This is a genomic window from Nostoc sp. DedVER02 (genome assembly GCF_034530675.2).
Classification (GTDB): domain Bacteria; phylum Cyanobacteriota; class Cyanobacteriia; order Cyanobacteriales; family Nostocaceae; genus Nostoc.
Map to the genome: position 1 here is coordinate 1 of NZ_JAVRCP020000017.1, position 25,251 is coordinate 25,251.

Annotated in this window: 20 protein-coding genes, 1 tRNA gene and 1 pseudogene; 10 read left to right on the forward strand and 12 right to left on the reverse strand. The window is 41.3% G+C overall.

The window, feature by feature from the left end:
- Window positions 1-91: 91 nt before the first annotated feature.
- From tnpC to RMZ41_RS18015, 4 genes and pseudogenes are all read right to left on the reverse strand, one after another.
- Window positions 92-1,454: pseudogene (gene tnpC / locus RMZ41_RS18000) on the reverse strand (IS66 family transposase).
- Window positions 1,455-1,540: 86 nt separating this feature from the next.
- Window positions 1,541-2,380 carry a restriction endonuclease subunit S gene (locus RMZ41_RS18005; protein ID WP_409875545.1) on the reverse strand — a complete coding sequence of 280 codons (840 nt, stop codon included), beginning with the start codon at window positions 2,378-2,380 and terminating at the stop codon, window positions 1,541-1,543.
- Window positions 2,380-3,894, reverse strand: coding sequence for an N-6 DNA methylase (locus RMZ41_RS18010; RefSeq protein WP_322641225.1), 1,515 nt, complete (start codon window positions 3,892-3,894; stop codon window positions 2,380-2,382). The genes RMZ41_RS18005 and RMZ41_RS18010 overlap by 1 nt, the downstream gene beginning before the upstream one ends.
- A 264-nt stretch (window positions 3,895-4,158) precedes the next feature.
- On the reverse strand, window positions 4,159-4,248 hold the full coding sequence (locus tag RMZ41_RS18015) for a hypothetical protein (protein ID WP_409875547.1): 90 nt from the start codon (window positions 4,246-4,248) through the stop codon (window positions 4,159-4,161).
- 635 nt (window positions 4,249-4,883) lie between these two features.
- On the opposite strand from RMZ41_RS18015, the gene RMZ41_RS18020 reads away from it, so the two are divergent.
- Both RMZ41_RS18020 and RMZ41_RS18025 read left to right on the forward strand, forming a co-directional pair.
- Window positions 4,884-5,252, forward strand: coding sequence for a hypothetical protein (locus tag RMZ41_RS18020; RefSeq protein WP_409875549.1), 369 nt, complete (start codon window positions 4,884-4,886; stop codon window positions 5,250-5,252).
- A 142-nt stretch (window positions 5,253-5,394) separates the two neighbouring features.
- Window positions 5,395-7,245, forward strand: a complete 1,851-nt coding sequence (locus RMZ41_RS18025; protein ID WP_322734476.1) for a DUF262 domain-containing protein — start codon at window positions 5,395-5,397, stop codon at window positions 7,243-7,245.
- A gap of 88 nt (window positions 7,246-7,333) precedes the next feature.
- On the opposite strand, the gene RMZ41_RS18030 is transcribed toward RMZ41_RS18025, so the two are convergent.
- On the reverse strand, window positions 7,334-7,495 hold the full coding sequence (locus RMZ41_RS18030; protein ID WP_322641223.1) for a hypothetical protein: 162 nt from the start codon (window positions 7,493-7,495) through the stop codon (window positions 7,334-7,336).
- A gap of 161 nt (window positions 7,496-7,656) precedes the next feature.
- On the opposite strand from RMZ41_RS18030, the gene cas12k reads away from it, so the two are divergent.
- Entirely contained in the window at window positions 7,657-9,546 is a 1,890-nt protein-coding gene (gene cas12k / locus RMZ41_RS18035; RefSeq protein WP_322641222.1) for a type V CRISPR-associated protein Cas12k, read from the forward strand.
- Window positions 9,547-10,488: 942 nt separating this feature from the next.
- Here the strand turns inward: cas12k and RMZ41_RS18040 are convergent.
- The 3 genes from RMZ41_RS18040 to RMZ41_RS18050 form a co-directional block, all read right to left on the reverse strand.
- Window positions 10,489-10,561: transfer RNA gene (locus RMZ41_RS18040), tRNA-Ala, on the reverse strand.
- Window positions 10,562-10,626: 65 nt separating this feature from the next.
- Window positions 10,627-11,355 (reverse strand): HAD family phosphatase, encoded by a 729-nt coding sequence (locus RMZ41_RS18045; protein WP_322641221.1) that lies wholly within the window; start codon window positions 11,353-11,355, stop codon window positions 10,627-10,629.
- Complete coding sequence (locus tag RMZ41_RS18050; RefSeq protein ID WP_322641220.1) at window positions 11,352-12,236, reverse strand: class I SAM-dependent methyltransferase; 885 nt, start codon at window positions 12,234-12,236, stop codon at window positions 11,352-11,354. The genes RMZ41_RS18045 and RMZ41_RS18050 overlap by 4 nt, the downstream gene beginning before the upstream one ends.
- A gap of 313 nt (window positions 12,237-12,549) precedes the next feature.
- On the opposite strand from RMZ41_RS18050, the gene RMZ41_RS18055 reads away from it, so the two are divergent.
- The 3 genes from RMZ41_RS18055 to RMZ41_RS18065 all read left to right on the forward strand — a co-directional run bounded on the left by RMZ41_RS18055 (window position 12,550) and on the right by RMZ41_RS18065 (window position 16,960).
- Entirely contained in the window at window positions 12,550-13,731 is a 1,182-nt protein-coding gene (locus RMZ41_RS18055; RefSeq protein WP_322641219.1) for an RtcB family protein, read from the forward strand.
- Between the two features lie 821 nt (window positions 13,732-14,552).
- On the forward strand, window positions 14,553-16,499 hold the full coding sequence (locus RMZ41_RS18060; protein WP_322641218.1) for a calcium-binding protein: 1,947 nt from the start codon (window positions 14,553-14,555) through the stop codon (window positions 16,497-16,499).
- 296 nt (window positions 16,500-16,795) lie between these two features.
- The gene (locus RMZ41_RS18065; RefSeq protein WP_322641217.1) at window positions 16,796-16,960 is read left to right on the forward strand and encodes a hypothetical protein; all 165 of its coding nucleotides are present in this window, start codon (window positions 16,796-16,798) and stop codon (window positions 16,958-16,960) included.
- Between the two features lie 8 nt (window positions 16,961-16,968).
- Here RMZ41_RS18065 and RMZ41_RS18070 read toward each other — a convergent pair whose 3' ends face one another.
- Together RMZ41_RS18070 and RMZ41_RS18075 are read right to left on the reverse strand one after the other, a co-directional pair.
- A complete protein-coding gene (locus tag RMZ41_RS18070; protein ID WP_322641216.1) occupies window positions 16,969-17,847 on the reverse strand; it encodes an Rpn family recombination-promoting nuclease/putative transposase in 879 nt (292 codons plus the stop codon).
- A gap of 161 nt (window positions 17,848-18,008) precedes the next feature.
- The gene (locus RMZ41_RS18075) at window positions 18,009-19,310 is read right to left on the reverse strand and encodes a dihydrolipoamide acetyltransferase family protein (RefSeq protein ID WP_322641215.1); all 1,302 of its coding nucleotides are present in this window, start codon (window positions 19,308-19,310) and stop codon (window positions 18,009-18,011) included.
- Window positions 19,311-19,699: 389 nt separating this feature from the next.
- On the opposite strand from RMZ41_RS18075, the gene RMZ41_RS18080 reads away from it, so the two are divergent.
- Window positions 19,700-20,173 carry a hypothetical protein gene (locus RMZ41_RS18080; protein WP_322641214.1) on the forward strand — a complete coding sequence of 158 codons (474 nt, stop codon included), beginning with the start codon at window positions 19,700-19,702 and terminating at the stop codon, window positions 20,171-20,173.
- Between the two features lie 80 nt (window positions 20,174-20,253).
- Here the strand turns inward: RMZ41_RS18080 and RMZ41_RS18085 are convergent, their stop codons facing one another.
- Both RMZ41_RS18085 and RMZ41_RS18090 read right to left on the reverse strand, forming a co-directional pair.
- Entirely contained in the window at window positions 20,254-20,703 is a 450-nt protein-coding gene (locus tag RMZ41_RS18085) for a YlqD family protein (protein WP_012412623.1), read from the reverse strand.
- 42 nt (window positions 20,704-20,745) lie between these two features.
- Entirely contained in the window at window positions 20,746-22,695 is a 1,950-nt protein-coding gene (locus RMZ41_RS18090; RefSeq protein WP_322641213.1) for a long-chain fatty acid--CoA ligase, read from the reverse strand.
- Window positions 22,696-22,902: 207 nt separating this feature from the next.
- On the opposite strand from RMZ41_RS18090, the gene RMZ41_RS18095 reads away from it, so the two are divergent.
- The 3 genes from RMZ41_RS18095 to RMZ41_RS18105 all read left to right on the forward strand — a co-directional run bounded on the left by RMZ41_RS18095 (window position 22,903) and on the right by RMZ41_RS18105 (window position 25,249).
- Entirely contained in the window at window positions 22,903-23,043 is a 141-nt protein-coding gene (locus RMZ41_RS18095) for a hypothetical protein (protein WP_322641212.1), read from the forward strand.
- A 970-nt stretch (window positions 23,044-24,013) separates the two neighbouring features.
- Window positions 24,014-24,355 (forward strand): CU044_2847 family protein, encoded by a 342-nt coding sequence (locus RMZ41_RS18100; protein ID WP_322641211.1) that lies wholly within the window; start codon window positions 24,014-24,016, stop codon window positions 24,353-24,355.
- 6 nt (window positions 24,356-24,361) lie between these two features.
- On the forward strand, window positions 24,362-25,249 hold the full coding sequence (locus tag RMZ41_RS18105; protein WP_322641210.1) for a trypsin-like peptidase domain-containing protein: 888 nt from the start codon (window positions 24,362-24,364) through the stop codon (window positions 25,247-25,249).
- Window positions 25,250-25,251: the final 2 nt, after the last annotated feature.

Below are 25,251 nucleotides of genomic sequence, written 5' to 3' on the forward strand. Positions count from 1 at the left end.
GTATAGATAACTATCGAGGTCGAGGACGTTATAAAGCAGAATCACATCTACCAAATCTTTTATCAGATATCAAAAAGGTAAGGATTCAGGTCTAATATTGCGGAAGTAAAGAAGGGCGAGACTGAGAATTATAAGAATCAGCAATTAGAGCTTGCTCAAAAAAATCAATGACAGACCTACTTTGACGACGACAAGTTTGTACCACCGTCAATAAATTGGCAGTATGTTGAAACCGCTCCATCGAACGGGAACCACCGCTAACTTTACGTTTAGTGACAGCTAAACGCAGCGATCGTTCAGCCTGATTGTTATCAGGAGGCACTTCAGGGTTATTAAGGAAATACCACCATTGATGAGCTTTATCGCGTAAAGAGCGTAAAAGTTGGCCTGCGGTAGCTCCTGCCTTATCAATCCATTGAGCAATTGAGGAATGCAACTTAGCTTTGAATTTATTGACCCAATCGTTGTAACTGGCGCACTCAAGAGTCTCGAACCATTGGGCGTAGTGTCTAAAAGCTTCATCAATTAAACTAACAAATGCTTCACCGATAGCTTGATTATGAAGACCGGGAAGTTGAATTAATTTTTTGAAGTGACGGCGTAGATGAGCTAAACATTTTTGTTGGGCAGTAGCTTGATAGCCGTTGTAAACACTAAAATCGTCGCTGATAATTACGCCTTGATATTGGGTTCCTAAAATTGCTGATAATTCGGATCGTGAGCGAGTATCAGCCGCAGTAAACAGGCAAAACTCAGAATTAGCAACTACCCACAACCATTCTTTGGTTCCTTTGACAGACCAAGCAAGGTGTTTCATCCACATGAATGTTCGGCTGCGTCTGTTTTAGCCAACTACTTAACTCAGTGATGCTCGGTTCAATTGCTCCAGTTATTCGTTCATTGGTTGCAACTAACGTCCCCAGCCCAATATCGATTTGCCCCAGTTCCCACAACATTTCCTGCTGTTTTTCATAGGGCATATGTGCATAGTTATTTGCCCATCCTAAAAACGCCTGTAATTTCACCCCTAAATCTTGTCCTGGAATCATATCTTCTGGCCAAAAGGCAGCTTGTACATTGCCACAACTCTCACACACGCAGGTTTGGCGTTGATATTCCACTATTTCTATGGTACGTTCTACTAGTTGCGCTACCGCGTGTTTTTCTACTTTTACTGCTAGGGGTGCAAATGTTTTTTGACCACAGTAAGCACAATCCGTAGGACTGATAATTTCATAGCGATCTACTCTGCCAAAGCCCTTACGGGTTTTGCCTTGATGTCCTGGTTGCCCACCTGGTTTCTTTTTTGGCTGGTTTGATTCCTCTTGGGCTGGTAACTTTTTGTTTTCGCTCTTTTTCAAAATGTCACCAGACGGTGGTTTTGACGAATTAGAGCTATCCAAATCTCTACTAACTTTTAAACGCTCTATTTCTTGCTGTAATTCTAAGATGATTTTCTGTAACTCACGTATTACCTTGTTCTGCTCAATGATTATCTCTACCAGTTCTTCCTTCGATAACTGGTTCAAGCTTTCTCGGTCTAAAACAGTACGGCAGGTTTTGGTTCATATCTGTGATATTCCTCCTCAACTGTCCTCTTTGTCAATACTCTGCTACCTGAATCCTTACGTGGAACTTTAAATGTATTAGAGAAATCAACTTTCCGATTTTGTTTATCTATGTTCGATATTGTAATAAACGGAATGCCAGATTGTGATTTAGGCGGAGGTTGATGATCTCCATCAGTAATATCGGTTGTTATCTCAGACAAACTGACCCATTCCCACCTGTTGTTTTTCTTGGTAAAAATGGCATTTAGATAGCTTTCAAATAGTTCACGGGAGTTGGCGAGGTTCTTTTCGATGTTTGCGATCGCTCTATCAATCCCCTCAAATGCCTCATCCAAAATCGCCACAATCCGCTTTTGTTCAGAAAGTGGTGGAATGGCTATAGGGAAATTTCTTAAATACCCTAATCCTACAAATTTTTGTGTACTTCCTTTCGCTTCTTTTTGCATCTTTGACTGAACATAATCAGTCTGAAGATAGTATTTTAAGAAGTAACTATCTTGATTTTGAGAAACTTTAAATAAAGCAACATTTTTGATAGCAAAATCTGGCTCAACTTCAACAACAATTGGATTGCCGATTGTTCCAATCATTGCAAACAAGACATCTCCTTTATGAACTGCGCTTCTCTCGTTTATTTTTTTATAATCACTTTCCGAAATATATTTTACGTTATCAAAAATTAAACCATTGCTTTTGAGGTTTTTTGATGTTATTAGTGGGTAGCCGTTTTCACAATACTTTGGTGAATCATGTGTTCCGTCTCGGACATCATAAACATCACCTAAATTTTTTGTTTCCCAACCTTTCATCACAACATCCCCCCAATACCAGCTAAAATCTCTGCACTCTCCGCGTCTAATACAGCAATTTCATCCAAAATTTCCTGCGGTTCCCGCAAAGCCGATTCATCAGCCTTATTCGGATTCTTCACCGACAGATCGAACGTCACCCGATCTATATCAGCAATATCCACAAGCCAAGACTTTTCTGTTTCTGCTAACCTAGCCTGTAACTCGACAAATTCCTGCAAATCCTCATCATTTAGGGAATTGGTTTTACCCATATTCCGCCCCGGATCGAGTTGGTAATACCAAATTTTCTGAGTAGCCATTCCCTGAGTTAAAGGTTTTCCCTGAGAAAATAAAGGCGTTCCCTGAACGGAATCAAAGGGCTTTCCTTTCTCAAAAAACAGCACCACTGTTTTCACCCCCGCCCCGATAAAAGTCCCACTCGGACAATCCAAAATCGTGTGCAGATTGCAACTACTCAAAAGCTCTTGACGCAACGCCCGCGAAGCATTATCCGAATTTGACAGAAACGTGTTTTTGATTACCACCGCCGCCCTACCGCCCATCTTCAGGATTTTGATGAAATGCTGCAAAAATAGAAACGCCGTTTCCCCAGTCTTAATCGGGAAATTCTGCTGTACTTCCTTGCGTTCCTTCCCCCCAAATGGCGGGTTAGCCAAGATGACATCAAAACGATTCTTATCTTGAATATCACTGAGATTTTCTGTCAGCGTGTTCGTATGGATAATATTCGGCGCATCAATGCCATGCAAAATCATATTCATGATCGCAATCACATACGCCAAACTTTTCTTTTCTTTACCCGTAAACGTATGTTTTTGCAGTATTTCAAGCTCTTTTGTTGTCAGCTTACCCCGACGTAAATAGTCGTAACTCTCACACAAAAACCCAGCCGAACCGCAAGCACCATCATAAATGCGATCGCCAATCTTCGGCTTTACCACTTGAATCATTGCCCGAATCAAAGGACGTGGCGTGTAATATTCCCCACCATTACGCCCCGCATTACCCATATTTTTGATTTTCGCTTCATAGAGATGGGATAGCTCGTGTTTCTCCTGTTGCGATCGAAACTGTAGCTCATCAATATATTCCAGCGCATCCCGCAAGCTGTAGCCGCTTTGGAACCTGTTCTTAATCTCGCTAAAAATTTCCCCAATCTTGTATTCAATGGTGTCTGGACTAGTAGCCCGTTGCTTGAAACTCTGTAAATATGGGAATAGCTTGCGGTTGACATAATCAATCAGATCATCGCCAATCAGCGCATTATCATGATCCAATGTACCATTCGCCTTTTTCGGCGCAGCCCAAGCTGACCAGCGATGTGCCTCATCAATGATAAATTCATAAGGCTTGCCAGCCAGTTCCGCCTCTAGCGCCCTTTCCTGCTCCAAATCATCCAAATACTTCAGAAACAGCAACCAAGACGTTTGCTCGGTGTAATCTAACTCTGTAGTACAACCCGCTTCCTTCCAGAGAACATCATCAATATTTTTAAAAGTTTGCTCGAACATTTAGCTTTACTGTGGGATTTTTAATATTAATAGCTTGGCTCACAATTTTGCACCTACAAGGTGAAATGAGCGTGCGATTCGTTAAATGTTACATCACCATTAAAAATCTTACATAGTTAATGCAATCTCAGACTCCCAAGCCTAGATTGAAATTTCCGATTGATGTAGGGATAAATCGAGATTTATCGCAGAGTCAAAGAAACCAGTAATCCAACATTTGTAGCATAATTATACAAATACCCCAGTAATTTTAACCATAACCCTTTAACTCCCCTGTGACTTGCCATCAACAGGGGACTCTTTTTTTTGCAACCAATCTCTAATCGCCTCCTCCAAAGCCGCAGTTTGTGTCATTTCCAGACGCGTACAGGCAATTTCAAACGCGATTTTTAAGTCTTGAGCCTCCCCCTAACCTCTCTAGTTTCTTCTCCCATCCTAATTTGAAGCTAAAACTTGCGGCTTTCATTTTTGCACGTTTTGCAGCTTAACCTGGGATGGTCAAGAAATATCTGTACCCTACCTGCTCACGTTCTAAAACTGATGATGTTTATCAGAATAGACATGAATCGTGAGTAAACGTGTTACTCAAATCAAGTAGGGTAATAGACATCATTCCTCCAAGGGCTGAATATAGAATCGATGCGCTCAGTGAAAAGCCCTTGGAGCCGATGGAATACTGTAAAAAATGGGTTGATATGTCCCCCAATGACCGGGGGTACAGAAAAGCCTGCATAGCCGCTCTTGCGGAAGCAACTGGGCTGAGTCCAAGGACTATAGGTAATTGGGGTTCCAACTTTGAGAAGCGCCCCAATTATGCAGCGCATATTTTACGCATGGCTGATATGCTCAACCAAATCAAAAAAATAGTCCTACCCCCTGACTTTCCGCAACAATAATTTACTCGTGAATCGTGACTAAAATACTTGTGCTAAGAGCAGATATTTCTTAAGTTGAGGTCAGCAAGTATGGGTTTTGGGTGCAGTAGCTTGGTGTCTTCACAATTCCCTGCTGCTGTAAACCTTACTAACTCACCAACGCTCAAGATGCAAACTGGGAGGCAATCCCACCAAAACAAACATCAAATTGATATCCTCTGTCAGTTGCCCCTAGAACCGATGGAGTATTGCCGTCGTTGGGTTACTCACGAACCAGGACGCAATTATCGCAAAGCTTGCATTAATGCGATCGCAGACGTTACAGGTACTAGTCCAAAAACTGTTAAAGATTGGGGGACAGGCTTTCGCCGACGACCCAAATACGTTACCCGAATTTTACGGCAAGCAGACCTAATTAATCAATTTAAACATCTCGTTGCAAAGGGAATTGCTACTTTACCACCAGACTTTCCTCAAGACTAAGCAAAAGCGATCGCTACTCACGACCAACTGCCCCAAAAACCCCTTGCTGTTACCCCAAAGAGAATCTTAGGCTGAGGTACAGAAGTACTACCTGTAGCGAGTAGCCGCATCTTTCTTGATGACAAAAATGGCAGAACATCCAATGGACTCAATCTCTACCTTTGACATCACTAAATATTTTCTCCTTGATGTCATGAAAGACATTAAAACTGGACGTATCCAACTTCCAGATTTTCAACGAGATTGGGTTTGGGACGATATCCATGTGCGTCGTCTGCTTGCCAGCATATCTCTGGCTTACCCAATTGGCGCAGTAATGATGCTTCAGCAAGGTAATCAAAGCCGACAATTCAAACCCCGCCTAGTCAATGGGGTATTAAAACCAGAAAATTCTACTCCAAACCTATTAATCCTTGACGGTCAGCAACGCCTGACAGCTTTGTTTATGGTGCTGCTATCTGAGCTACCTGTATGCATCAAAGACCAAAAAAGCCAGAAAATTCTCAAAAAGTGGTACTACCTAGATATCAAAAAATGCCTCAACCCAGAGTGCGATCGCACTACAGCGATCGTTGTGTTGCCAGAATCCAAAATTATGCGAATTTTTTCCGGAACCTTAATTGATTGTTCTACTCCCGAAAAAGAATATGAGGCGCTCTTGTTTCCTTTATCCAAGGTTTTCTTTTTTTCGGAATGGCGTAGTAAATTCTCTAAGCATTGGCGATACAATCCTCAAAAGCTGGAATTAATTGATACTTTAGAACTAGAAATTCTCAAGAAATTCGAGCATTATCAGATACCTGTTATCCAACTGCGTGACTCCTTACCAAAAGAAGCTGTTTGCCAAGTCTTTGAGGATACAAATACTTCTGGCTGTGACCTTAATTATTTCGATTTAATGAGTTCCAGCTATTGTACTGCTGATTTCAGCTTGAGAGATGATTGGAAGCAACGGGAAAATCGCTTCAAATTATTAAAAGTATTGCGAAAGCTACGAAGCACTGATTTTGTACAAGCAGTTACGTTGATCGCCAGTTACGCTAAGAGGATAGAAGCTTTAAAAAAAGGCTGGAATGTCGATAAACTACCGGGTGTTGCTTGCGGTCGCTCTGAAGTACTAAAACTCACCAAAGAAGAATATCAGAAATGGGCTGACCCAATTACCAGAGGTTTTGAAGAGTCTGCTCGCTTTCTTTATAACCAAAAAATCTTTGATGCAGATGATTTAGCTTACCCCATTCAATTAGTCATCCTCAGTACCATTTTTACTGTTCTGGGAGAGCGCTCCCGTTCTTTTCAGATACGTTCTATGCTGGAACGCTGGCTATGGTGCGGGATGTTTGGTGAAATATATACACGCTGGTATGAGGCACGAGCTGGGCGAGACGTTATAGAAGTACCAGAATGGTTAGCAGGTGGTTCACTGCCGCTCACTATTCTACAAGCGGATTTTTCTTTTGATAGGTTAATTAGTGTCAGAAAACGTTACGGTGCAGTGTATCAGGGTTTAGCTGCTTTACTACGACGTGAGGGGGCAATTGATTGGTGTAGTGGGGAAGAAATCAATGATGTGATTTATTTTGAAGAACAGATAGATTCGCACCATATCTTCCCTGTGGCATGGTGTCGCAAAAAAGGCATTGACCCCAAAAAGTATAATTGCTTGATTAACCGCACCCCTCTAAGTGCCAAAACAAACAAAAAGATTGGAAGTAAAGCACCTTCGGTTTATTTAGAGGAGTTTAAACTTTCTGGGACATCAGTTACAAGACTTGATGAAATATTGCGATCGCACGCTATATCTCCAAAAACTTTACGAGGTGATAACTTTGAAGCATTTTTCCAGATGCGGGCAAATAATTTGCTAGCGCTAATTGGAAAGGTGATGGGCAAAAGTTTAAGTTTTGAATCTCTTGAAGATTTTGGTGGGCAGTCTCATAACGGGAATAGCAGAGACTATAAGCTTTATCCGGAAATTATCACGAAATCTTAAGCCATCAGCATCATAATCTCCGACTTGACTCAATAGTGAAGTTTGTGGCAGTAAACATCACTGATAGCAAACCCATCCCTCAATTTTCCTATTGCTGTTTTTCTGAAGACTCTTTTTTTTGCAACCAATCCTTAATCGCCTCCTCCAAAGCCGCAGTTTGCGTTACTTCCAGACGCGCACAGGCAATTTCAAACGCGATTTTTAAGCCTTTAGGGAGTCTCCCCCTAACCTCTCTAGTTTCTTCTGCCATCGTAATTTGAAGCCAAAGTTTGCGGTTTTCATTTTTGCACAGCCTCTCAGTAAAAAAACATTTGCGGTGTTGCGCTATTGCGGTGTTACGCTATATTTAAAGAGGTAAAAAACAATTAACAACCTTGTCAGTGTTAGCGAATCCACAAAGCTGAGGACACCATGAGCGTTATTACAATTCAATGTCGCTTGGTTGCTGAAGAAGACATTCTCCATCAACTGTGGGAACTGATGGCTGAAAAAAATACACCACTCGTCAATGAATTATTGGCACAGGTAGGAAAACATCCAGAATTTGAAACCTGGCTAAAAAAAGGCAAAATACCTACCGAATTTCTCAAAACGCTTGTTAACTCCCTCAAAACCCAAGAGCGTTTTGCAGGTCAACCTGGACGCTTTTACACCTCAGCGATCGCTCTAGTGGATTATGTATACAAATCCTGGTTTGCTTTACAAAAACGAAGAAAGTACCAAATAGAAGGGAAAGAACGTTGGCTCACAATCCTCAAAAGTGATCTTGAACTGGAGCAAGAAAGTCAATGTAGCTTAAACTTAATTCGTACTAAAGCGATCGAACTTCTTACCAAATTTACTCCCCAGTCCGAGCAGAATAATAACCAGAAAAAGGGCAAAAAAACTAAAAAATCTTCACTTTTTCAAATTTTTTTAACCACTTACGAAGAAACACAAGACCCTCATACTCGTTGCGCTCTCGTATATCTGCTGAAAAATAACTGTAAAATCAGTGAACTCGACGAAGAACCAGAAGAATTTACTAGAAATAGACGCAAAAAGGAAATAGAAATTGAGCGATTAAAAGACCAACTCCAAAGTCGCATACCTAAAGGTAGAGATTTGACAGGCGAAGAGTGGTTAGAAACTTTAGAAATTGCCACAGCCAATGTTCCTCAAAATGAAAAAGAGGCAAAAGCTTGGCAAGCAGCACTTTTAAGAAAAACTGCTGATGTCCCCTTTCCTGTAGCTTACGAATCTAACGAAGATATGACATGGTTAAAAAATGAAAAAAATCGTCTCTTTGTTCGGTTCAATAGCTTGGGAAAACTGACCTTTGAGATTTACTGCGATAAGCGTCATTTGCACTATTTTCAACGCTTTTTAGAAGATCAAGAAATTAAACGCAATAGTAAAAACCAATACTCAAGCAGTTTGTTTACTCTCCGCTCAGGAAGGCTTGTTTGGCTGTCAGGTGAGCAAAAAGGTGAACCTTGGAAAGTAAATCAACTAAATCTTTACTGTGCTTTAGATACTCGGATGTTGACTAATGAAGGAACTCAACAGGTAATTGAAGAGAAAGTCACAAAAATTACCAAAATTTTAGTGAAACAAAAACAGAAAGATGACCTCAACCCTCAACGGCAAGCTTCTATTACTCGTCAGCAATCCACGTTAGATCGAATTCATAACCCTTTCCCTCGTCCCAGTAAGCCTAATTATCATGGACAACCCTCAATCCTAGTTGGCGTTAGTTTTGGTCTAGAAAAGCCAGTAACAGTAGCCGTGGTAGATGTTGTTAAAGGTGAAGTTCTAGCTTATCGCGGTGTCAAACAACTACTTGGTAAAAACTACAATCTTCTCAATCGCCAGCGACAGCAGCAGCAACGCCTATCTCATGAACGTCACAAAGCTCAGAAACAGAATGCACCCAACTCCTTTGGTGAATCAGAGTTAGGGCAATATGTCGATAGATTATTGGCTAATGCAATTATTGCGATCGCAATAACCTATCAAGCTGACAGCATACTTCTTCCCAAACTGCGGGATATGCGGGAGCAAATCAGCAGTGAAATTCAATCCAAAGCAGAAAAAAAATGTCCTGGTTACAAGGAAGCTCAACAAAAATACGCCAAAGAATATCGGATTAGCGTTCATCGCTGGAGTTATGGACGATTAATCGAGAGTATTCAATCTCAAGCTGCACAAGCTGGAATCTCTACTGAAATTGGGACACAGCCAATTAGAGGCAGTCCACAGGAAAAAGCGCGAGATTTAGCCCTCTTTGCTTACCAAGAACGTCAAGCTGCACTAATTTAGTTTACTAATCTGAACCTTGAAAATATAATATGGATACAACAGCGCCGCAGTTCATGTTCTTTAGAGCCTCTGTACTGTGAAAAATCTGGGTTAGTTTGGCAGTTGGAAGACTGTCATGCTTTCTGGCCCTGGTAGCTGCCTGCTTCTGATGCTGCCATCTGTAGGATTCTATAGATGGGATAGGTGCGCTCCCAGCAATAAGGAGTAAGGCTTTTAGCCATAGTCGTTATTTATAACGATGTGGATTTCCACAGTGGTGGCTACTGAATCACCCCCTTCGTCGGGGGAATCCTCCTAAAGATTTTTTTTGGCGAACCAAAGTGAGGGCAAAAACCCTGGGGATCTGCCAAAGTCTTGAATCCCTTGTCCAGTATTGATTTGACTCATTTGAATATTAATGAATGTCCTCACTTGAGAGCAAAAAAACAAGTTTTTAAACAGGTCTGCCAAAATCGCATCTGGAAACCTGTATTGGCAAGGGTCTAGACGGGCGGGGTTTCAATTACCATCCCGACTAGGGGTGGGTTGAAAGATACAGTTCCCCTTGTTTGCAGCATACTGGGCAAGTATGCTGCGTTTCAATTACCATCCCGACTAGGGGTGGGTTGAAAGATCAAAGGAACCCTCTCAATCGGAAATTTTCGTAAGAGTTTCAATTACCATCCCGACTAGGGGTGGGTTGAAGATAGGTTGTTAACTTGTCTTAATAAGACTTTAAAATGGTTATAAAGTAGGGCTGATCATGGGAGGGTTGAAAGGAGTGCTGCGATCGAACAATTATAAATAATCGAATAATGCACTTGGATTAATAACTTATTATGTAGTCAATAGTAAGACAAAACGACATTAATTTGCGAAAACTCAGAATAATCGAATTGACTCCGAAAAATAGTCCCAGCGACATCAATTTGAGAGACGCGACATATAATGTGCGAATGTACATGGAGAATAACGGATTCGAACCGATGGCCTCTGCGGTGCGATCGCAGCACTCTACCAACTGAGCTAATTCCCCAAAACCTATACTAAGTCAAGAGTAATATTACTCATTAACTCAATACAGTATCACCATATAGTATTCTAACATTCAGTTGCCGATGGCTGAGGCTCTTTTTGGGAATAAACCTTTTGCACCCGTTCGAGTTCTAAATCACTGAGATAATCAACAGTCCAGTTACAGCAGCGCTGGAGCATATGAAATGGGTAAGTATTCGCTATACCTACAACTTGCATGTGTGATCGCTTTGCTGCTGCAATACCTGCTGGAGTATCCTCAATGGCCAGACACTCGTGTGGTTGAAGATTCAATTCGGGATATTCTTGATTCAGACGTTTTACCGCCAGTAAATAACCATCGGGTTCTGGTTTACTGGTGGTGATGTCATCACCCGCAACGATAATTTTAAAATGTTGGTCTAGTTTGGCGCGATGGAGTACCAATTCTATTTCTTTGCGAATAGCGCCACTGACTAAACCTAGTTTCAGATTCCGCGATCGCACCTGATATATTAAGTCTTCTACACCTGGATATAAAGGCAGTTTCTCGATTTTCTCTAATTCCACCACATAGGCTTCTGCTTTGCGGTATAGCAACTGAGTTAAATACTTTTCATCGCCTACTCTACCACGATTAGCGAGTAGTTGCTGAAAACAAGCGCGGTCAGTGCGTCCTAAAGAAGCTTGACGCTCACTCACTTTTTGAGGTTGGAGATTTTCTTGAATGAGAATCTCATCGATCAGTTGCAGGTGGATTGGCTCATCGTTAATGATGACACCATTAAAATCAAAGAGAACTGCCTTTAAACTCATGCCATTATGCCAAATGCTGGAGATCCAAGTCCCTCCAAATCATTATCTATTGATGTGGCAGTATAGCGACGGATATTTTCAGTTGCGATCGGTTTAACGCCGCTAGTGATCTGATTTATCCACCATACATCCTGCGATCGCACCGCTTCAAATCCAGCTGCACCCATATTCGCCTCTATACTACCAGCAGCATACTCACGAATATATGGCTCCTCAAAAACATCATTAAGCCATTCTAGCTGCCGCAGAGTCTTTTGATTTCCATCTAGAATTAGTACTTGCCCTCCAGTTACCAGCAACCGAAAGCTTTCCCGCAAAATTGCTAGAGATACTGCATCTGGTGTTTCATGGAATAGCAAAGAAGCTGTAACCAAGTCAAATGTTGCGTCACTCAAGCCAGTTTTTTCTGCATTCCCGTGTCGCCACGCTATATCTAAACCAGCATTTCTAGCTTTATCTTCTGCCCTTACTAGCATATAGGGTGATAAATCCAAACCAATAACTTCCGCATCCGGGAAAGCCTGCTTTAACATTAAAGTAGTGGAACCTGTACCACAGCCTAAATCAAGTATGCGTCGTGGTTTTACCTTGACGGCATCAACTAAAGCCTGACGGACAATAGTTTCATTCGGCGGCACAACATATTGGGTAATCGGATCGTAAGTGACTGCTGCACCGGAAGTCAGATATCCGCCTGTAATCCCATGAAAATTTTGACTACTGTAGTACGAGGGAATTATGACATCATCTCGTCGATAGCGATCGCACTCTTTTTCCCAGTCAATACTATCAGCATAACGCCGTAACCCGTCTTCATCAATTAAAAGACGCACTACAGGGGACAAAAAACGTTCCCAGATTGTATCTTGACGCACTGCCATATTGTGTCAGAACTTTAAGGGGTTATTTAAACAAAGTGATTTTCTTTACAAATTTTAATATATCTTCTAAATACTTGCTTTCTGTCTGTGGTATTAGCTTGACTTTTGTAATTTGATTTGTTACATTTGTAGTACAAAAATGCTACCCCCTAAAAATAGTTCTTCAGCTTCACGAAAATTGAGCAAGTCAAATGAGAGACAATACAACATTTAAATTGCTACAACTAACTAGGTAATGGGTTATAAGTCATAATTATCAGTGCTATAAGCCCAATCCAAAACTTAAAATTTAAACTCCAAAATAGAATAAATTATGCCCTACGAAAAGTTAGAAATTACTACCCCAGCACCCGTCTTATCTTGGGCAAATCACTCATTGGGCCCCGAAGAAACCAAGATGGCCAAGAATGTAGCATCATTACCATTTGTCTTTAAGCACGTGGCATTAATGCCAGATGTTCACTTAGGAAAAGGTGCTTTGGTTGGTTCTGTAATTGCAACCAAAGAGGCAATTATTCCTGCTGCTGTGGGTGTGGATATTGGTTGCGGAATGAGCGCTATCAAAACATCATTTACTGCCGAACAAATCAAAGGTAAACTGAAGAAAATTCGCCTGGATATTGAAGCAGCAATCCCTACTGGATTCAACGAAAACAAAGACGTTGAAAAATCTGTCAGCAACTGGCAACATTGGGATGATTTTAAAGACTTGCATCGTGGTGTGCAAGACCTACAAAGTAAAGCAATGAAACAGATGGGTTCTCTCGGTGGAGGAAACCATTTTATTGAAGTGTGCCTCGATACAGAGAATCAAGTTTGGCTGATGCTGCATTCAGGTTCGCGTAACATCGGCAATAAACTCGCCCAGTGTCATATTCACACAGCCAGAGAATTAGCAAAAATGGCAGGTGATAAATTACCTGACCCTGATTTAGCTCATTTTGTCGCTGGTACGCCAGAATTCCAAGCATACTGGCATGATTTGCAATGGTCACAAAACTATGCACGTGTCAACCGCGATGTGATGATGGCGCGTTTTAAGCACATAGTTGAAAAACATCTGGTAGGTGGGAAAGCAACTAAACCTTTATTGCAAGTTAATTGTCATCACAATTACGCCGAAAAAGAAGTGCATTTTGACGAGGATGTATACGTAACTCGTAAAGGTGCAGTCCGTGCCCAGACTGAAGATTATGGGATTATTCCTGGCTCAATGGGGGCAAAGTCTTTCATTGTTAAGGGTAAAGGTAATACCCACAGCTTCTGTTCTTGTTCTCATGGTGCGGGGCGTTTGATGTCTAGAAATAAGGCAAAAAATGTCTACACACTTGATGATTTAATTGAGCAAACAAATGGTGTAGAATGCCGGAAAGATGAAGGTGTGCTAGATGAAATTCCTGGTGCTTATAAACCTATAGAACAAGTGATGGCAAATCAAGCAGATTTAGTTGAAGTTGTAGCCACACTAAAACAAGTTCTTTGTGTCAAAGGATAAATTAAGTAGGGTGGGCAATGCCCACCTTTTTTATTTTTTAAACGCAGAGGTATACTGAGGTAAGTGCATAGATATCAAGTTGCCTAGAGATAATACTTAATACAATTCGCTACCGCGAGCGAAAATGTTTATCACTTCACTTCTGGTTACTTGATTTTTCCTAGCTATTTTTCATAGTTTCTCTAATACTTTATCGGTTAAGCGAATCGACCTTAACCGCTTGGGTGAATCTCCATAATCAGCTTCAAATTTACCATCTTGTATACGTAGTCGTATTTAAGACTTTTGTCTAATGCCTGAATATTGATCCATTGCCCCAAGTTACAGATGATAGATGATGATCTTAACTCATCATGTATATAAGCCTTGAGTTTTTAAGGAAGCAATCATTTGAATAGAAGAAAGTAAAGTTTAGTGTCAAAGAAAATACTCTCTGCTGACAGAGTGATAACTTATTAATTGAAGTCTTATAACTTCACTGGCAGATTTAACAGCCATTTATTGTTTGACATATTTGGCTAAATTACTATTGGCTCCAAAGATCGTTAATAAGAGCCTGAGATGATTTATTGCTCTAACGTATCTGTTGTTAGCGTGCGTTCCCAAGGCTAGAGATATTTCTGAAAAACGTTAGACAACTATTAAAGTATTATCAGTAAACCCATTAGTAGGGTCAAATTGTATACAGAATTTGTGTCTCTATGAGGCGACACAAATTCTGCCAATGGTGCAAACTTTCGGTCAATCATTTAGTGTATTACAACAGCGCTAAATGCCAATTAAAAACTGTATAAAACTTTGATTTGAAGGGAGCCAAAATTATGGCAATTATCAAGGGGACAGATGACAAAAATTACCTTGATTTTCTTTATGGTGGTAATGAAAATGATACTATCATAGGATTTGCCGGAGACGATAACCTCTATGGAAGGTTAGGTGATGACTCTCTTTATGGTGGTGAAGATAATGACAAACTTTATGGAGGGTTAGGTAATGACTCTCTTTATGGTGGTGAAGGTAATGACTATTTAAACGGAGAAGAAGGTAATAATAGTCTATACGGAGAAGCCGGTGATGATTCCTTCTATGCCGCCAACTCCACTGGGAACAACCTTTTAGATGGTGGAGCGGGAAATGATGAACTTTACGTTTATAGCTCAACTGGAAATAACACCCTCAAAGGTGGAATTGGAAACGATACCTTAGATGTTTCCTTCTCTTATGGAAAAAATATCTTAGATGGTGGTTCTGGGAATGATAGTCTTTCTGCTCGCTACACCGTAGGAAACAATACCCTTCGGGGTGGAACCGGAAATGATTATATTGGAGCTAATTTGTCTGCTGGTAATAATGTTCTCGACGGAGGTGATGGAAATGACACCCTTGACATTAATTATCAATGGAAAGGCAAGAATACAGTTTCAGGTGGAAACGGAGCAGATACTTTTTATGCCTATGAAGTTCAGGGTGCTAACACTTTCAATGGTGGTAGTGGTGATGACTCTTTCTATATTAGTAGCCCAGAGAACATTGTCTATTCCTTGGTAACTCAAACAGTTGATGGAGGGATAGGTAATGATTACTTGTATATTGACTATAGTAATGCGATCGCAGGCATCACCTCAACATACGACCCTAGCACTAACCAAGGTTCCATTACTGCTGACACAAATCAAGTCCGCTACAAGAATATCGAACGATTAGACATCAAAGGTACAGCTTATGACGACAATATTGTAGGCAGCAACGGCGACGATACACTTAACGGCAATAGTGGTGGCAATGACACCCTCAATGGCGGTGCAGGTAACGATTTCTTACGTGTTAACGACAATTCACGTAATAAGAATACTATCTATGGTGGTACAGGTAACGACTTTTTATATGCAGAAGCTACAGGTGGAGCGAGCCGACTAGATGGTGGTGATGGCAATGATTATTTATCTATTGCTAGAAGTTACTCCGGCTTCCTTGGCAGCAGTAATACCCTGAATGGTGGTGCAGGTGATGACACCTTAAATGCTTACGCTACCTATGGCGGTAACTTCCTGAATGGTGGTACGGGTAACGATTTCATTTACGCAGACTCTTCATCTGGCACAAATATACTAGATGGTGGCGATGGAGATGATTATCTATCTGCTACTGGCGCTGTCTTTCACTTCGATAACACGTTTTTCACTTTGAAGGGCAGTACAGGTAATGACACCTTAAATGCTAACGGCTCATTTAGTACTAATATACTAGATGGTGGTACAGGTAGCGATCGCTTAACTGTTGAGTATTCATATAAGAGTAGCTTACTAAAAGGTGGGGATGGTAATGATTATCTATCTGCCTTTGGTGCTGGCGGCAGTAATACTCTCAACGGTGGTAATGATAATGATACTCTAATTGGTGGTAATGGGAGTGATGTATTGATAGGTGGTGGTGGTAATGATGTCCTGACGGGTGGTGCAAATCAAGATACCTTTGTTTTCAATAGTTATAATGAAAGGCTTGATATTATCTACGACTTCACTAGCATTGACCACATTCAAGTATCTGCTGCGGGTTTCGGTGGGGGTTTATCACCGAGTTTAATCCTTTCTAGTCAGTTTACCCTTGGCACAACTGCAACAACAAAAGATCAGCGATTTATTTTCGACAGTAGTTCAAAGGCGCTTTATTTCGACCAAGATGGCAGCGATAGCCAATTTACTCAGATAAAATTCGCACAATTAGATGGTGTATCTTCACTAAGCGTCAGCAACTTTGTAGTTGTTTAATCAATTTTGGTTTTCCTAACATCAACACGACCCAAGCTTTTCGTGAATTAACTCTTTCCCCCTAACAGTGGTAAGCCAGGAGGAACTGTCGGTTTTTCTTGTTGCTCTGAGGAATCTTGTGGAGCGCCACTTATAATCGAAATCTGTAACAAACATGGCATTTCACTGACAAGTATCAATGAGCCAACAGGCACACCCGAAAAATGTCATCATCTGCTTGCAGAAGCTGGTTTTAAAGATATTGAAGTGAATACCCAATAACTAGGTTTCTACTGCAATCTAGAACAAGCTAAAGAATGGAAGGTGGATGGTTTCATCCTGAAAATCCCTTGTTAGAACTTTCATTAAAGCAAATGGCAGAATTAAAAGCAGAATTTCGTCAAAAAATTGAAGTAGAAACTACCGAGCAAGGAGCTTGGTATGAAAATCTGATTTTTTTTGTAAGTGATCGAAAGGTTTAAAGCAAACTCTAATTTTCTATTGTATTAAGCCAATTTATCAAATCAGCTTCACTGACAAAATCTAGTAATACTTCACCCAAGTCCTCTAACTGAGACAAGGACAACTCTTGCAACCGAGATTGTAACTGAGAATTAATTGAACCAAGCCGACGAGTTAATAGACGCATCACTAGCCTTAGTTCTGATTGTCTTCCTTGTTCAAGACCTTGTTCAAGACCTTGTTCAATGCCTCGTTGTCTACCTTCTTGCAGTCCTTCTTGAAGAATTTCTTGATAGATGGCAGATTCTCTCATATCTTCTCTCCTTAAAAACTGACGAATTAGTTCTGGCTCGAATACCAACCCTGCTAGAAGTTGGGTACATAGCGAGATACTCTGCTTGGTGGCTCCTTCTTCAATCATACTCACCTGAACTGCTACCTGTTGAAGTAAGCTTTGAGGAGAATCTGTTCGCGCCAAAGTTGCCAAAGGTAATAAACCAGGAGATAACAATAAAGGTTCTGGATCCTGTTCCCAAATTCGGATGACCCGGTAACGGTGGGTAGTATTGCGGGCAGTAAATTGATCTACAAAGACAGCTTGTGAAGTTGTCGGTTTAAGAAAAATCACTACCTGCTCGATATCACAATTATATTGTCGATATAGTCGTACCCAATAGTCCAACATCCGCAGTGGCAAGGGTGGAGTCGATGCTGGTAAGGTTTGAAACTCTAAATGCAGTATTTGATTGGCAGTTTTCAAAAAGGTTACTGAATCGGCACGAATTGGTTCTTGATTTAATTCTGTTTTGAGAATCTGGATATTTGTTGCCTCAGATGTGAGCAAGTAGCGGATAAAATCTTCTGGATACTGCTCAACCAGATATTTCTGGGTGTTGTCGTATGTCACTTTGATATCAGTTTGGACATAAACTCATGTAGAGATGTGATATCGCTACATAGTTGGTCTATTAAAAATTTAGTTTAAGTATTGTTTATTGTTAGCGCTACTCTACGAAAAACTGCTGCTCGCTGATAGCGCTAACATTTAAATTTGGTGTCTTTTCAAAATTACATTGTCAAAGATTGAGGGTTCGTCTCAATCAATTTTGCTAAATCTTGCAAGAAAGCCGCAGCATGGGCCCCGTAAATAATCCGGTGGTCAGAAGTAATATTCACCTGCATTTGTTGCCGCACGCCAAATAAACCGTCGGGTGTTGCTACCACTTGTGGACGGGATGCCCCGATCGCTAAAATTGAACCTTGTCCAGGCGGTAAAATCGCATCAAATTTATCCACGCCAAACATCCCCAAGTTTGACAGGGTAAAAGTACCACTATTGTATTCTTGGGGCTGTAGTTGTTTTGTCCTGGCACGTTCTACCAAAGACTTCCAAGTACGCGATAGAGAATAAATATCCACTGCATCTGCATTTTGCAGTACGGGTGTAATTAATCCACCATCATCCATTGCCACAGCTACGGAAATGTTGATATCAGAATGATAAACAATACCCTGGTCTGAGTAGCTGGCATTTAACAATGGGTGTTTTTGCAATGTCACTGCTACAGCTTTCGCCAGTAGCGCTGTCATTGTCACGCCTTTGGATTTAATTTGTTTATAAAGTTTGTCTAATCCGTCAGTAGTAATTGTATAACCGACACGGAAGACGGGCACGGATATGGTGGCTACCATGTTCCGCACTACGGCGTTTTGGAAGGTAGTTAGAGGCACGGTTTGACCAGGAACAGCCGCTACCACTGGCGCGGGTGCTGGTGTGCGAGGTGCTGGTGGTGCAACTGGGGCACTGGTTGGTACAGGTGCTAGTGGGGCAACTGGGGCAGGGGCGGGTTGTTTGCCCTTATTAGACAATGCTTCTACATCTCCGGCGACAATGCGACCGTAGGGGCCACTGCCTTGGAGTGTAGTTAAATCAACTTTGAGTTCTTTGGCTAACTTGCGGGCGCGGGGTGAAGCAACAAGTCTTCCTTCTTTATGGTTAGACCCGTTTTGAGACGCTAAGGCAGGTGTTGAGGTTGAGGCTGTGGCGGGGATTGGTTCAGGGGAAGAGGTAGTACTAGCAGCAGCGCCGCCGGAATTGGCAAGAGATTTTGCCTGTTCAATTTCAGCTTCCGTTTCGGCAATGAAGGCGATCGCAGATCCTACCGGGGCAGTTTCACCAGCTTCAACTATGATATGGGCAAGAAAGCCTTCGTAAAAGGTTTCTACATCCATATCTGCCTTATCTGACTCTACAACCACCACTGTTTCGCCTTTTTCCACTTTGTCACCTGGCGATTTCACCCAAGAGACGATTTTGCCTTCGGTCATAGTGGAACTCAGCGCCGGCATAAATACTTCGTGAATGCTCATAGGGTGGTTTGGGAATCAATGGTTAATGGACTTTAACAGCTTTTATCAGATCGAATTGTATCTTGGCGCGAGAGTTTTAGACTGTTTATATTTTAGGTTGGGCATTGGGCATTGGGAGCTAATGACAAATGACTTAGGAACCTAAATACGAATTGGAGGTCTATAACATAGAGCTATCCTCAAGGGTTAGCCAATATCTCGATCTCGTTTTAGCGTTGACTTGCAAAAAACACCACGAGTTTCTCACAGATTAAATGGGATTGCTCTTTATACTCCTCAGACACCAATGCTTAAGATACAAGAGCTTCCGCAGGTAGAGGATATGGGATGCAGTTCAATCTAGAATTCAAAATTGGTAATAAACCTATTTGAAATTCCTGTTTACTTTTATGTCGGCAAAGCTGAAATTCTTTTTAATTGTGATATTAGGTATCATTGCCAGTGCTGGCACGGGAGTATATTTTACCCAGTACCAGCAATCTGCACCGATTGTTGAGACTAGTTATGGGCAAACCCAGCAGGTGGGAGCAATACATCAGTCTCAAGAGGTTGTGGCATACTCAGATCGTTTCGATTATAAAACTATACCTTTAGGAAATATCAACTCATCTCTCCAAGGTAGCGATCCTGCTACCCTCGCTCTGAATGCCTTTGACAACATAGCACCAGTGGGAGGAACGCGAAAGGTAGAGGTAGCTTATCCGCAACGAAATCAAGCCCTTGTGACGATTACGCAATTTAAGCGGGGTAATGATGCAGTTAGTGCAGTTAAATATCGAGTTGAAATGTCTGCCTTCGGGCGATCGCTATTTATTAGCTCTCCTCCAGTCTGGCAAATAGTTTGGGCTGGAGTGAAGAATTAGTTAGGAGTTAGAAGTGGAGAGTTAAGAGTGAGGAGTTAGGAATTTAAACTCATAACTCATAACTCATAACTCATAACTTTCTAAATGTCGCCGCGAATTTCTTCTACAACGCCGTCGCGCAGGACGATTTCGACTTGCATTTTGCTAATTAGGTTATCTCCTATCTCTACCCGGAAAAAGCCTTCCATTTGGAATTGGTTGACTTCTTGATCTTGCTGGAGAAACTGCACTTGCTGGAGATTTTGCAGCAACTGATTTTTTTGCTCTAGGAATTCACTTTTCTTTTGATTGACTTGGAGTTGGATATTGTCAATTTGTTGAAGGGTCTGGGGGCCTGGTGGTTGCAGACTCTGCTTTTGAATTGCTGCGATCGCTCTTTGTCCTTCTACATCTAGCTGTTGCAATTGCTGATCGAGTTGATTGATCTGGGTTTGCAGCTGCTGTTGTACTTCCTCTTTCCAAAGGGGAGTCACAATGACTTTGACGTTAACGACACGTTTTAGAAGCAAATTAGATTTGGAGACATCCATAAATATTTCACGTTCACTCTTTACAGTTGGGAGGTGGAATTATCAGGCAAACATGCCGTCAATAATATCGTGATAACGTTCCGTGACGACATGCCGGCGAACTTTTAGTGTTTGTGTCATCAAACCATTTTCGATGGAAAACGGTTCTAGAATGAGTTTGAATGTCCCAATGCGGTCATCCGGTCGATAGCCTGGACGATTTTGCACTTCTCGATTCAATTCTTGCCGAAATAAATCCTGGATCATTCTACTCTCCCAGTCAATTTGTTGACTAGGTGAAGAAGTAGCCGGATCGTTTTGCACCCATTTTTCTATGGCTTCGACATTGGGGACAATTAAGGCTCCCAGGCTGCGCTGATCTTGACCAACGAGCATAATTTGATCGATGTATGGCGATCGCAAACAGGCATCTTCAATCGGCTGTGGCTCGATGTTTTCCCCATTAGTCAATACAATCGTATCCTTTGCTCTGCCAGTCAGCACTAAGTCATCTTGCGCTGTCAGCCAACCCAAATCGCCGCTATCAAACCAACCTTCCGCATCAATTGCTTTCGCTGTCGCTTCAGGATTTTGGTAATAGCCTTTCATAATCTGCGGGCCCCTCAACAATACTAAGCCTCGCTTCTCTATTGGCAAAGGCTTTCTTGTCTCAGGATCTACAATTTTAGCTTCTGTAGCGGGGAGTGGTAGCCCTGATGCGCCAATTAAATTTCGCCAAGGACGGCGCACATGGGTTACAGGAGAAGTTTCGGTTAAGCCATAGCCTTGCAAAATTTGCACACCAATAATTTCAAAGAAGTTATCGATATGTCTGGGAAGCGCACCACCGCCGCTAATCATCTGCTTGACTTGTCCTCCTGTGGCTTCTCGCACTTTGGCATAAACTAGTCGTTCTCCCAAGGTGTGGAGGGGTAATAAAGCCAATGCTTGGATTTTAGCTGCTAATCGTTCGATGGCTGAAGCATGAAGATTATTTAAATCTAATCCCTGAGCAGTTCGCCGCGCTTTGATATATTTATCGCTAATTCCCAACAAAAAGTTAACTAAGCGTTGTTTATTCGCTGGTTGTTCGCGAAACTGCTTTTGCACTCCTTCATAAATTGATTCCCAAAGGCGGGGGACACCCACCATGTAATTGGGTTTAAATTGTCTCAAATCTCCTTTCACAGAGCGCAAGTTAGTATAAACTTGCGTACAACCCTGAGATAGTAGGTAATATTCAACAGTTCGTTCGTAGCTATGCCACGAAGGTAAGATACTGAGAACAATATCGCCCGCATTTGGTTGCAATACTGTCCCCATAGTTATCACTTGGTGGAGCAAATTGCTATAAGACAGCATCACACCTTTCGGTTTACCCGTAGTGCCAGATGTATAAATTAGGGTCGCCAAAGCATCACGATTTTGTTTAACTGGTACAAAATTATGATTTTTCCCAATTTCGAGCAACTGTGCAAAATTCAGCACCTTTAGGGTTTCGTCTGTCGGTGGTGCTTCATCTGAAAGTAAGATTGCAAACTGAATTGGTAAATCGTTGAGACGATCTTGTAATTTTTTAAGTGTCTTTAAATCCTCAACTACTATTGCCGTGCTACCGCTATTAGCGATGATAAACAGCAATTCCTCTTTTTCCGCTTGGGAACTACGCACCGCATCAACTCCTCCAGCAGTCATGATGCCTTGATCGGCAATAAACCAGCGAGGACTGTTGTCAGAAATTAAGGAAATGCGATCGCCTACTTTCACTCCCAACGCCTGTAAACCAGCAGCAAATAATTGTATTTGCTCCGCTAACTGTGTATAAGTAATCACGGCTTCTGGTTTACCGTGAGGGCTACGGAGAGCAACAATATCACCAAATCGTTGAGCCGCTAAAGGCCAAACTTCTGGTAGCGATTCCACATTTGTGTAATCTACCAACCGCTTTAAGCCTTCACGTTCTCGCTCACTGATGTTAGATAAAAAAGAAGACGCGGTTTGGTTTTTTGACATAACACCTTACCTAAATATCATAAATTAATCGTTTTTCTAGTTTATTTTGTTATCCCGCTACAATAACCATCCTTATTATCCACATTCCCTTCTGTGTAGAATAAGTCCAGAAATTCCACGTTTATATTTACAAAAATTTATGTTAAAGTTAGTTTACATAGAGTGCAAGCAATAGATGGGCTGAACGTGAATCCTACACATAATATTATGCTTGCACCTCAAAACAGCAATGTCTACGACGGGCTATTCGGTGTCGCCTATTTGTCACGGGAGATGATTACCTATGAATTTGATAGACGCTATACTATTGACGCTGCTCAATATTACTTTTTGCGTAGTGTTTCCTAAGCTTGTAGCTATGTTTCTGGCTGATAAAACCAATTCTGATGAAGTGTCGCGGAATGGTTCAAAATTGCGAGCAGCCAAAATTGAACTTACGAGTTTTCCTTATTGTACAGTTTACTCATTAACGGGTAGTCAATACTGCAAATTCAGCCCTGATTTTTGTTCCAAATGTTCTCCGAATTGATGGGCTATTTACTAAATTGGAAAAATTTATTTTTTCTGATATCGGATTTTTTCGTCTAATTATTTCAGCGATATCTGCGACGATCTACGCTAACGCTCATCCAACTATAATTGCTGAAACTCCTATGCTGTAAGTATTTATCATTTCCACACAAGCTGATTGAATAGTACGTACATACTTTCACAGTGCGATCGCATCGTTCAGTAGAGTATTTACTTTTTTGTAATAACTGCAACTAATAGAACCCCGGCTTCTTTAGGAAGTCGGGGTTCTTGTTTCTCAACAATGATTCAGGATTGCTATAAGGTCGCAAAACCCCATAAATCACATCTCCTGACTTAACTGAACAGCCCGTTAAGACTCAAGTACAAGGCGAATAACTACTTGAAACTCTTAGGCTTCCACTACACCTTTGTTTCCTTGCCAGAGTTTAACTCAGTATAATTACTAATTGAACTTAGAGTACAGATATAACTAATATAACAATTAATATATTAATTGTTAAATCTATTACATGAGAGCCAAACAGCTTTAATGCCCAAATAGCCGGAAGTTGGTCGATTTCTTAAGAAACTTCACAAACTTCTAGTATTGACCCAAACAAAGTTTGTAGCAAGTATTATTCGTAGTGAGCGATTCATTGCTCATATCAAGGTTGATCGGGACTTCAAATAATATTGATATATTTTCACCTAGCTATTTACAAGAAAAAAAGATTGTGTAAAAAATCTGTAACTTATCTTGATTATCTCCACATTCAACTATTAGTTCAAAATAACAGGTTTCACCATGACTCATAAACAAATCACAGAGTTCTCTTTAGAAGATGGCACAAAATTTTTAGCGGAAGTTGATGAGCCAGAAAATAGTAATTCTCTTGTCCGTGTTGCTAGACCTGATGCTGGACAAATGGTAGTTGAAGCTAAAAAGAAATTTGATGAAGTATTAGACCAAATACAACCTGTAGCTTCAGCAATTATCGTCAAACTGAGTCAGCTTAATACACCTGCTGATGAGGTAGAAGTGAAATTTGGGATTAAATTAAATGCTGTTGCGGGTGCAATTTTCACTTCTGTAGGTGGTGAAGCTAACTACGAAATTACCTTGAAATGGAAGCAAAATAAGGCATAGTAACAGATGGCATCCATTGCAGATAATTATATTCCAGCTTTTAGGTCAGCGATCGCTCGGATTTTTCATCCGAATGGTGCGGTAGTTGGTGTAGGTTTTTTAGTCTCTGGGCGAAGTCAAAATTATATCCTGACATGCGCTCACGTTGTTACCTTGGCTCTATCTTTACCACAGGATATAGTTGAAATTCCTATTAATGATATTTACTTAGATTTCCCGTTAATTGCATCAGGGCAAAAGCTAAAAGCTAAAGTTGTTTTTTGGCAACCTGTTGTTAACAACGTATCAAGTTCCGAACCTGAAGATATTGCTGGGTTGCAAATACAAGGACAGTTACCTTATGAAACGCAACCTATTAAGTTAATCTCAGCTAGTAACGTCTGGGCGCATCCTTTCCGCATATTTGGTTTTCCTCACGGACACAATGATGGCGTTTGGTCTACGGGGGTGTTGCGAGACGGGCAAGGAAAGGGATGGGTGCAATTAGAAGATAGTAAGGTAACTGGGTACAGGATAGAACCCGGCTTTAGTGGTGCGCCGATATGGGATGAAACCCTTGCAGGAGTGGTTGGTATGGCTGTGGCGGCGGAGAAACAGCGAGAAAATATCAAGACTGCTTTCATGATTCCGGCGGATGTATTGAGCAAAGCATGGGATGAAATAACCTTACCGATTTCATCAAATGCACATACTCAGAATACTCCGAGTCGGGTACAACAACTCAAAATTAAGACGTTGCAACAACGCTTTGAGGTTTTAAGCAGTGACTATGAAGCAGCTTACAACCAGCTTAACTATACACTTGCTGCGAGCGATCGCAATATCATTCAACGGCAAATCAACACCATACTCCAAGAACTCGGTCGAGTAGAAAGCGAACTTAATGCCATTTAAAT

What these genes read in the sequence shown, in the direction of transcription:
- RMZ41_RS18005 (WP_409875545.1), bottom strand. Translation starts at nt 2,380, where the DNA reads ATGAAAGGTTGGGAAACAAAAAATTTAGGTGATGTTTATGATGTCCGA.
- RMZ41_RS18010 (WP_322641225.1), bottom strand. Translation starts at nt 3,894, where the DNA reads ATGTTCGAGCAAACTTTTAAAAATATTGATGATGTTCTCTGGAAGGAA.
- RMZ41_RS18015 (WP_409875547.1), bottom strand. Translation starts at nt 4,248, where the DNA reads ATGACACAAACTGCGGCTTTGGAGGAGGCGATTAGAGATTGGTTGCAA.
- RMZ41_RS18025 (WP_322734476.1), top strand. Translation starts at nt 5,395, where the DNA reads ATGGACTCAATCTCTACCTTTGACATCACTAAATATTTTCTCCTTGAT.
- RMZ41_RS18030 (WP_322641223.1), bottom strand. Translation starts at nt 7,495, where the DNA reads ATGGCAGAAGAAACTAGAGAGGTTAGGGGGAGACTCCCTAAAGGCTTA.
- cas12k (WP_322641222.1), top strand. Translation starts at nt 7,657, where the DNA reads ATGAGCGTTATTACAATTCAATGTCGCTTGGTTGCTGAAGAAGACATT.
- RMZ41_RS18045 (WP_322641221.1), bottom strand. Translation starts at nt 11,355, where the DNA reads ATGAGTTTAAAGGCAGTTCTCTTTGATTTTAATGGTGTCATCATTAAC.
- RMZ41_RS18050 (WP_322641220.1), bottom strand. Translation starts at nt 12,236, where the DNA reads ATGGCAGTGCGTCAAGATACAATCTGGGAACGTTTTTTGTCCCCTGTA.
- RMZ41_RS18055 (WP_322641219.1), top strand. Translation starts at nt 12,550, where the DNA reads ATGCCCTACGAAAAGTTAGAAATTACTACCCCAGCACCCGTCTTATCT.
- RMZ41_RS18060 (WP_322641218.1), top strand. Translation starts at nt 14,553, where the DNA reads ATGGCAATTATCAAGGGGACAGATGACAAAAATTACCTTGATTTTCTT.
- RMZ41_RS18065 (WP_322641217.1), top strand. Translation starts at nt 16,796, where the DNA reads ATGGAAGGTGGATGGTTTCATCCTGAAAATCCCTTGTTAGAACTTTCA.
- RMZ41_RS18075 (WP_322641215.1), bottom strand. Translation starts at nt 19,310, where the DNA reads ATGAGCATTCACGAAGTATTTATGCCGGCGCTGAGTTCCACTATGACC.
- RMZ41_RS18080 (WP_322641214.1), top strand. Translation starts at nt 19,700, where the DNA reads ATGTCGGCAAAGCTGAAATTCTTTTTAATTGTGATATTAGGTATCATT.
- RMZ41_RS18085 (WP_012412623.1), bottom strand. Translation starts at nt 20,703, where the DNA reads ATGGATGTCTCCAAATCTAATTTGCTTCTAAAACGTGTCGTTAACGTC.
- RMZ41_RS18090 (WP_322641213.1), bottom strand. Translation starts at nt 22,695, where the DNA reads ATGTCAAAAAACCAAACCGCGTCTTCTTTTTTATCTAACATCAGTGAG.
- RMZ41_RS18095 (WP_322641212.1), top strand. Translation starts at nt 22,903, where the DNA reads ATGCTTGCACCTCAAAACAGCAATGTCTACGACGGGCTATTCGGTGTC.
- RMZ41_RS18100 (WP_322641211.1), top strand. Translation starts at nt 24,014, where the DNA reads ATGACTCATAAACAAATCACAGAGTTCTCTTTAGAAGATGGCACAAAA.
- RMZ41_RS18105 (WP_322641210.1), top strand. Translation starts at nt 24,362, where the DNA reads ATGGCATCCATTGCAGATAATTATATTCCAGCTTTTAGGTCAGCGATC.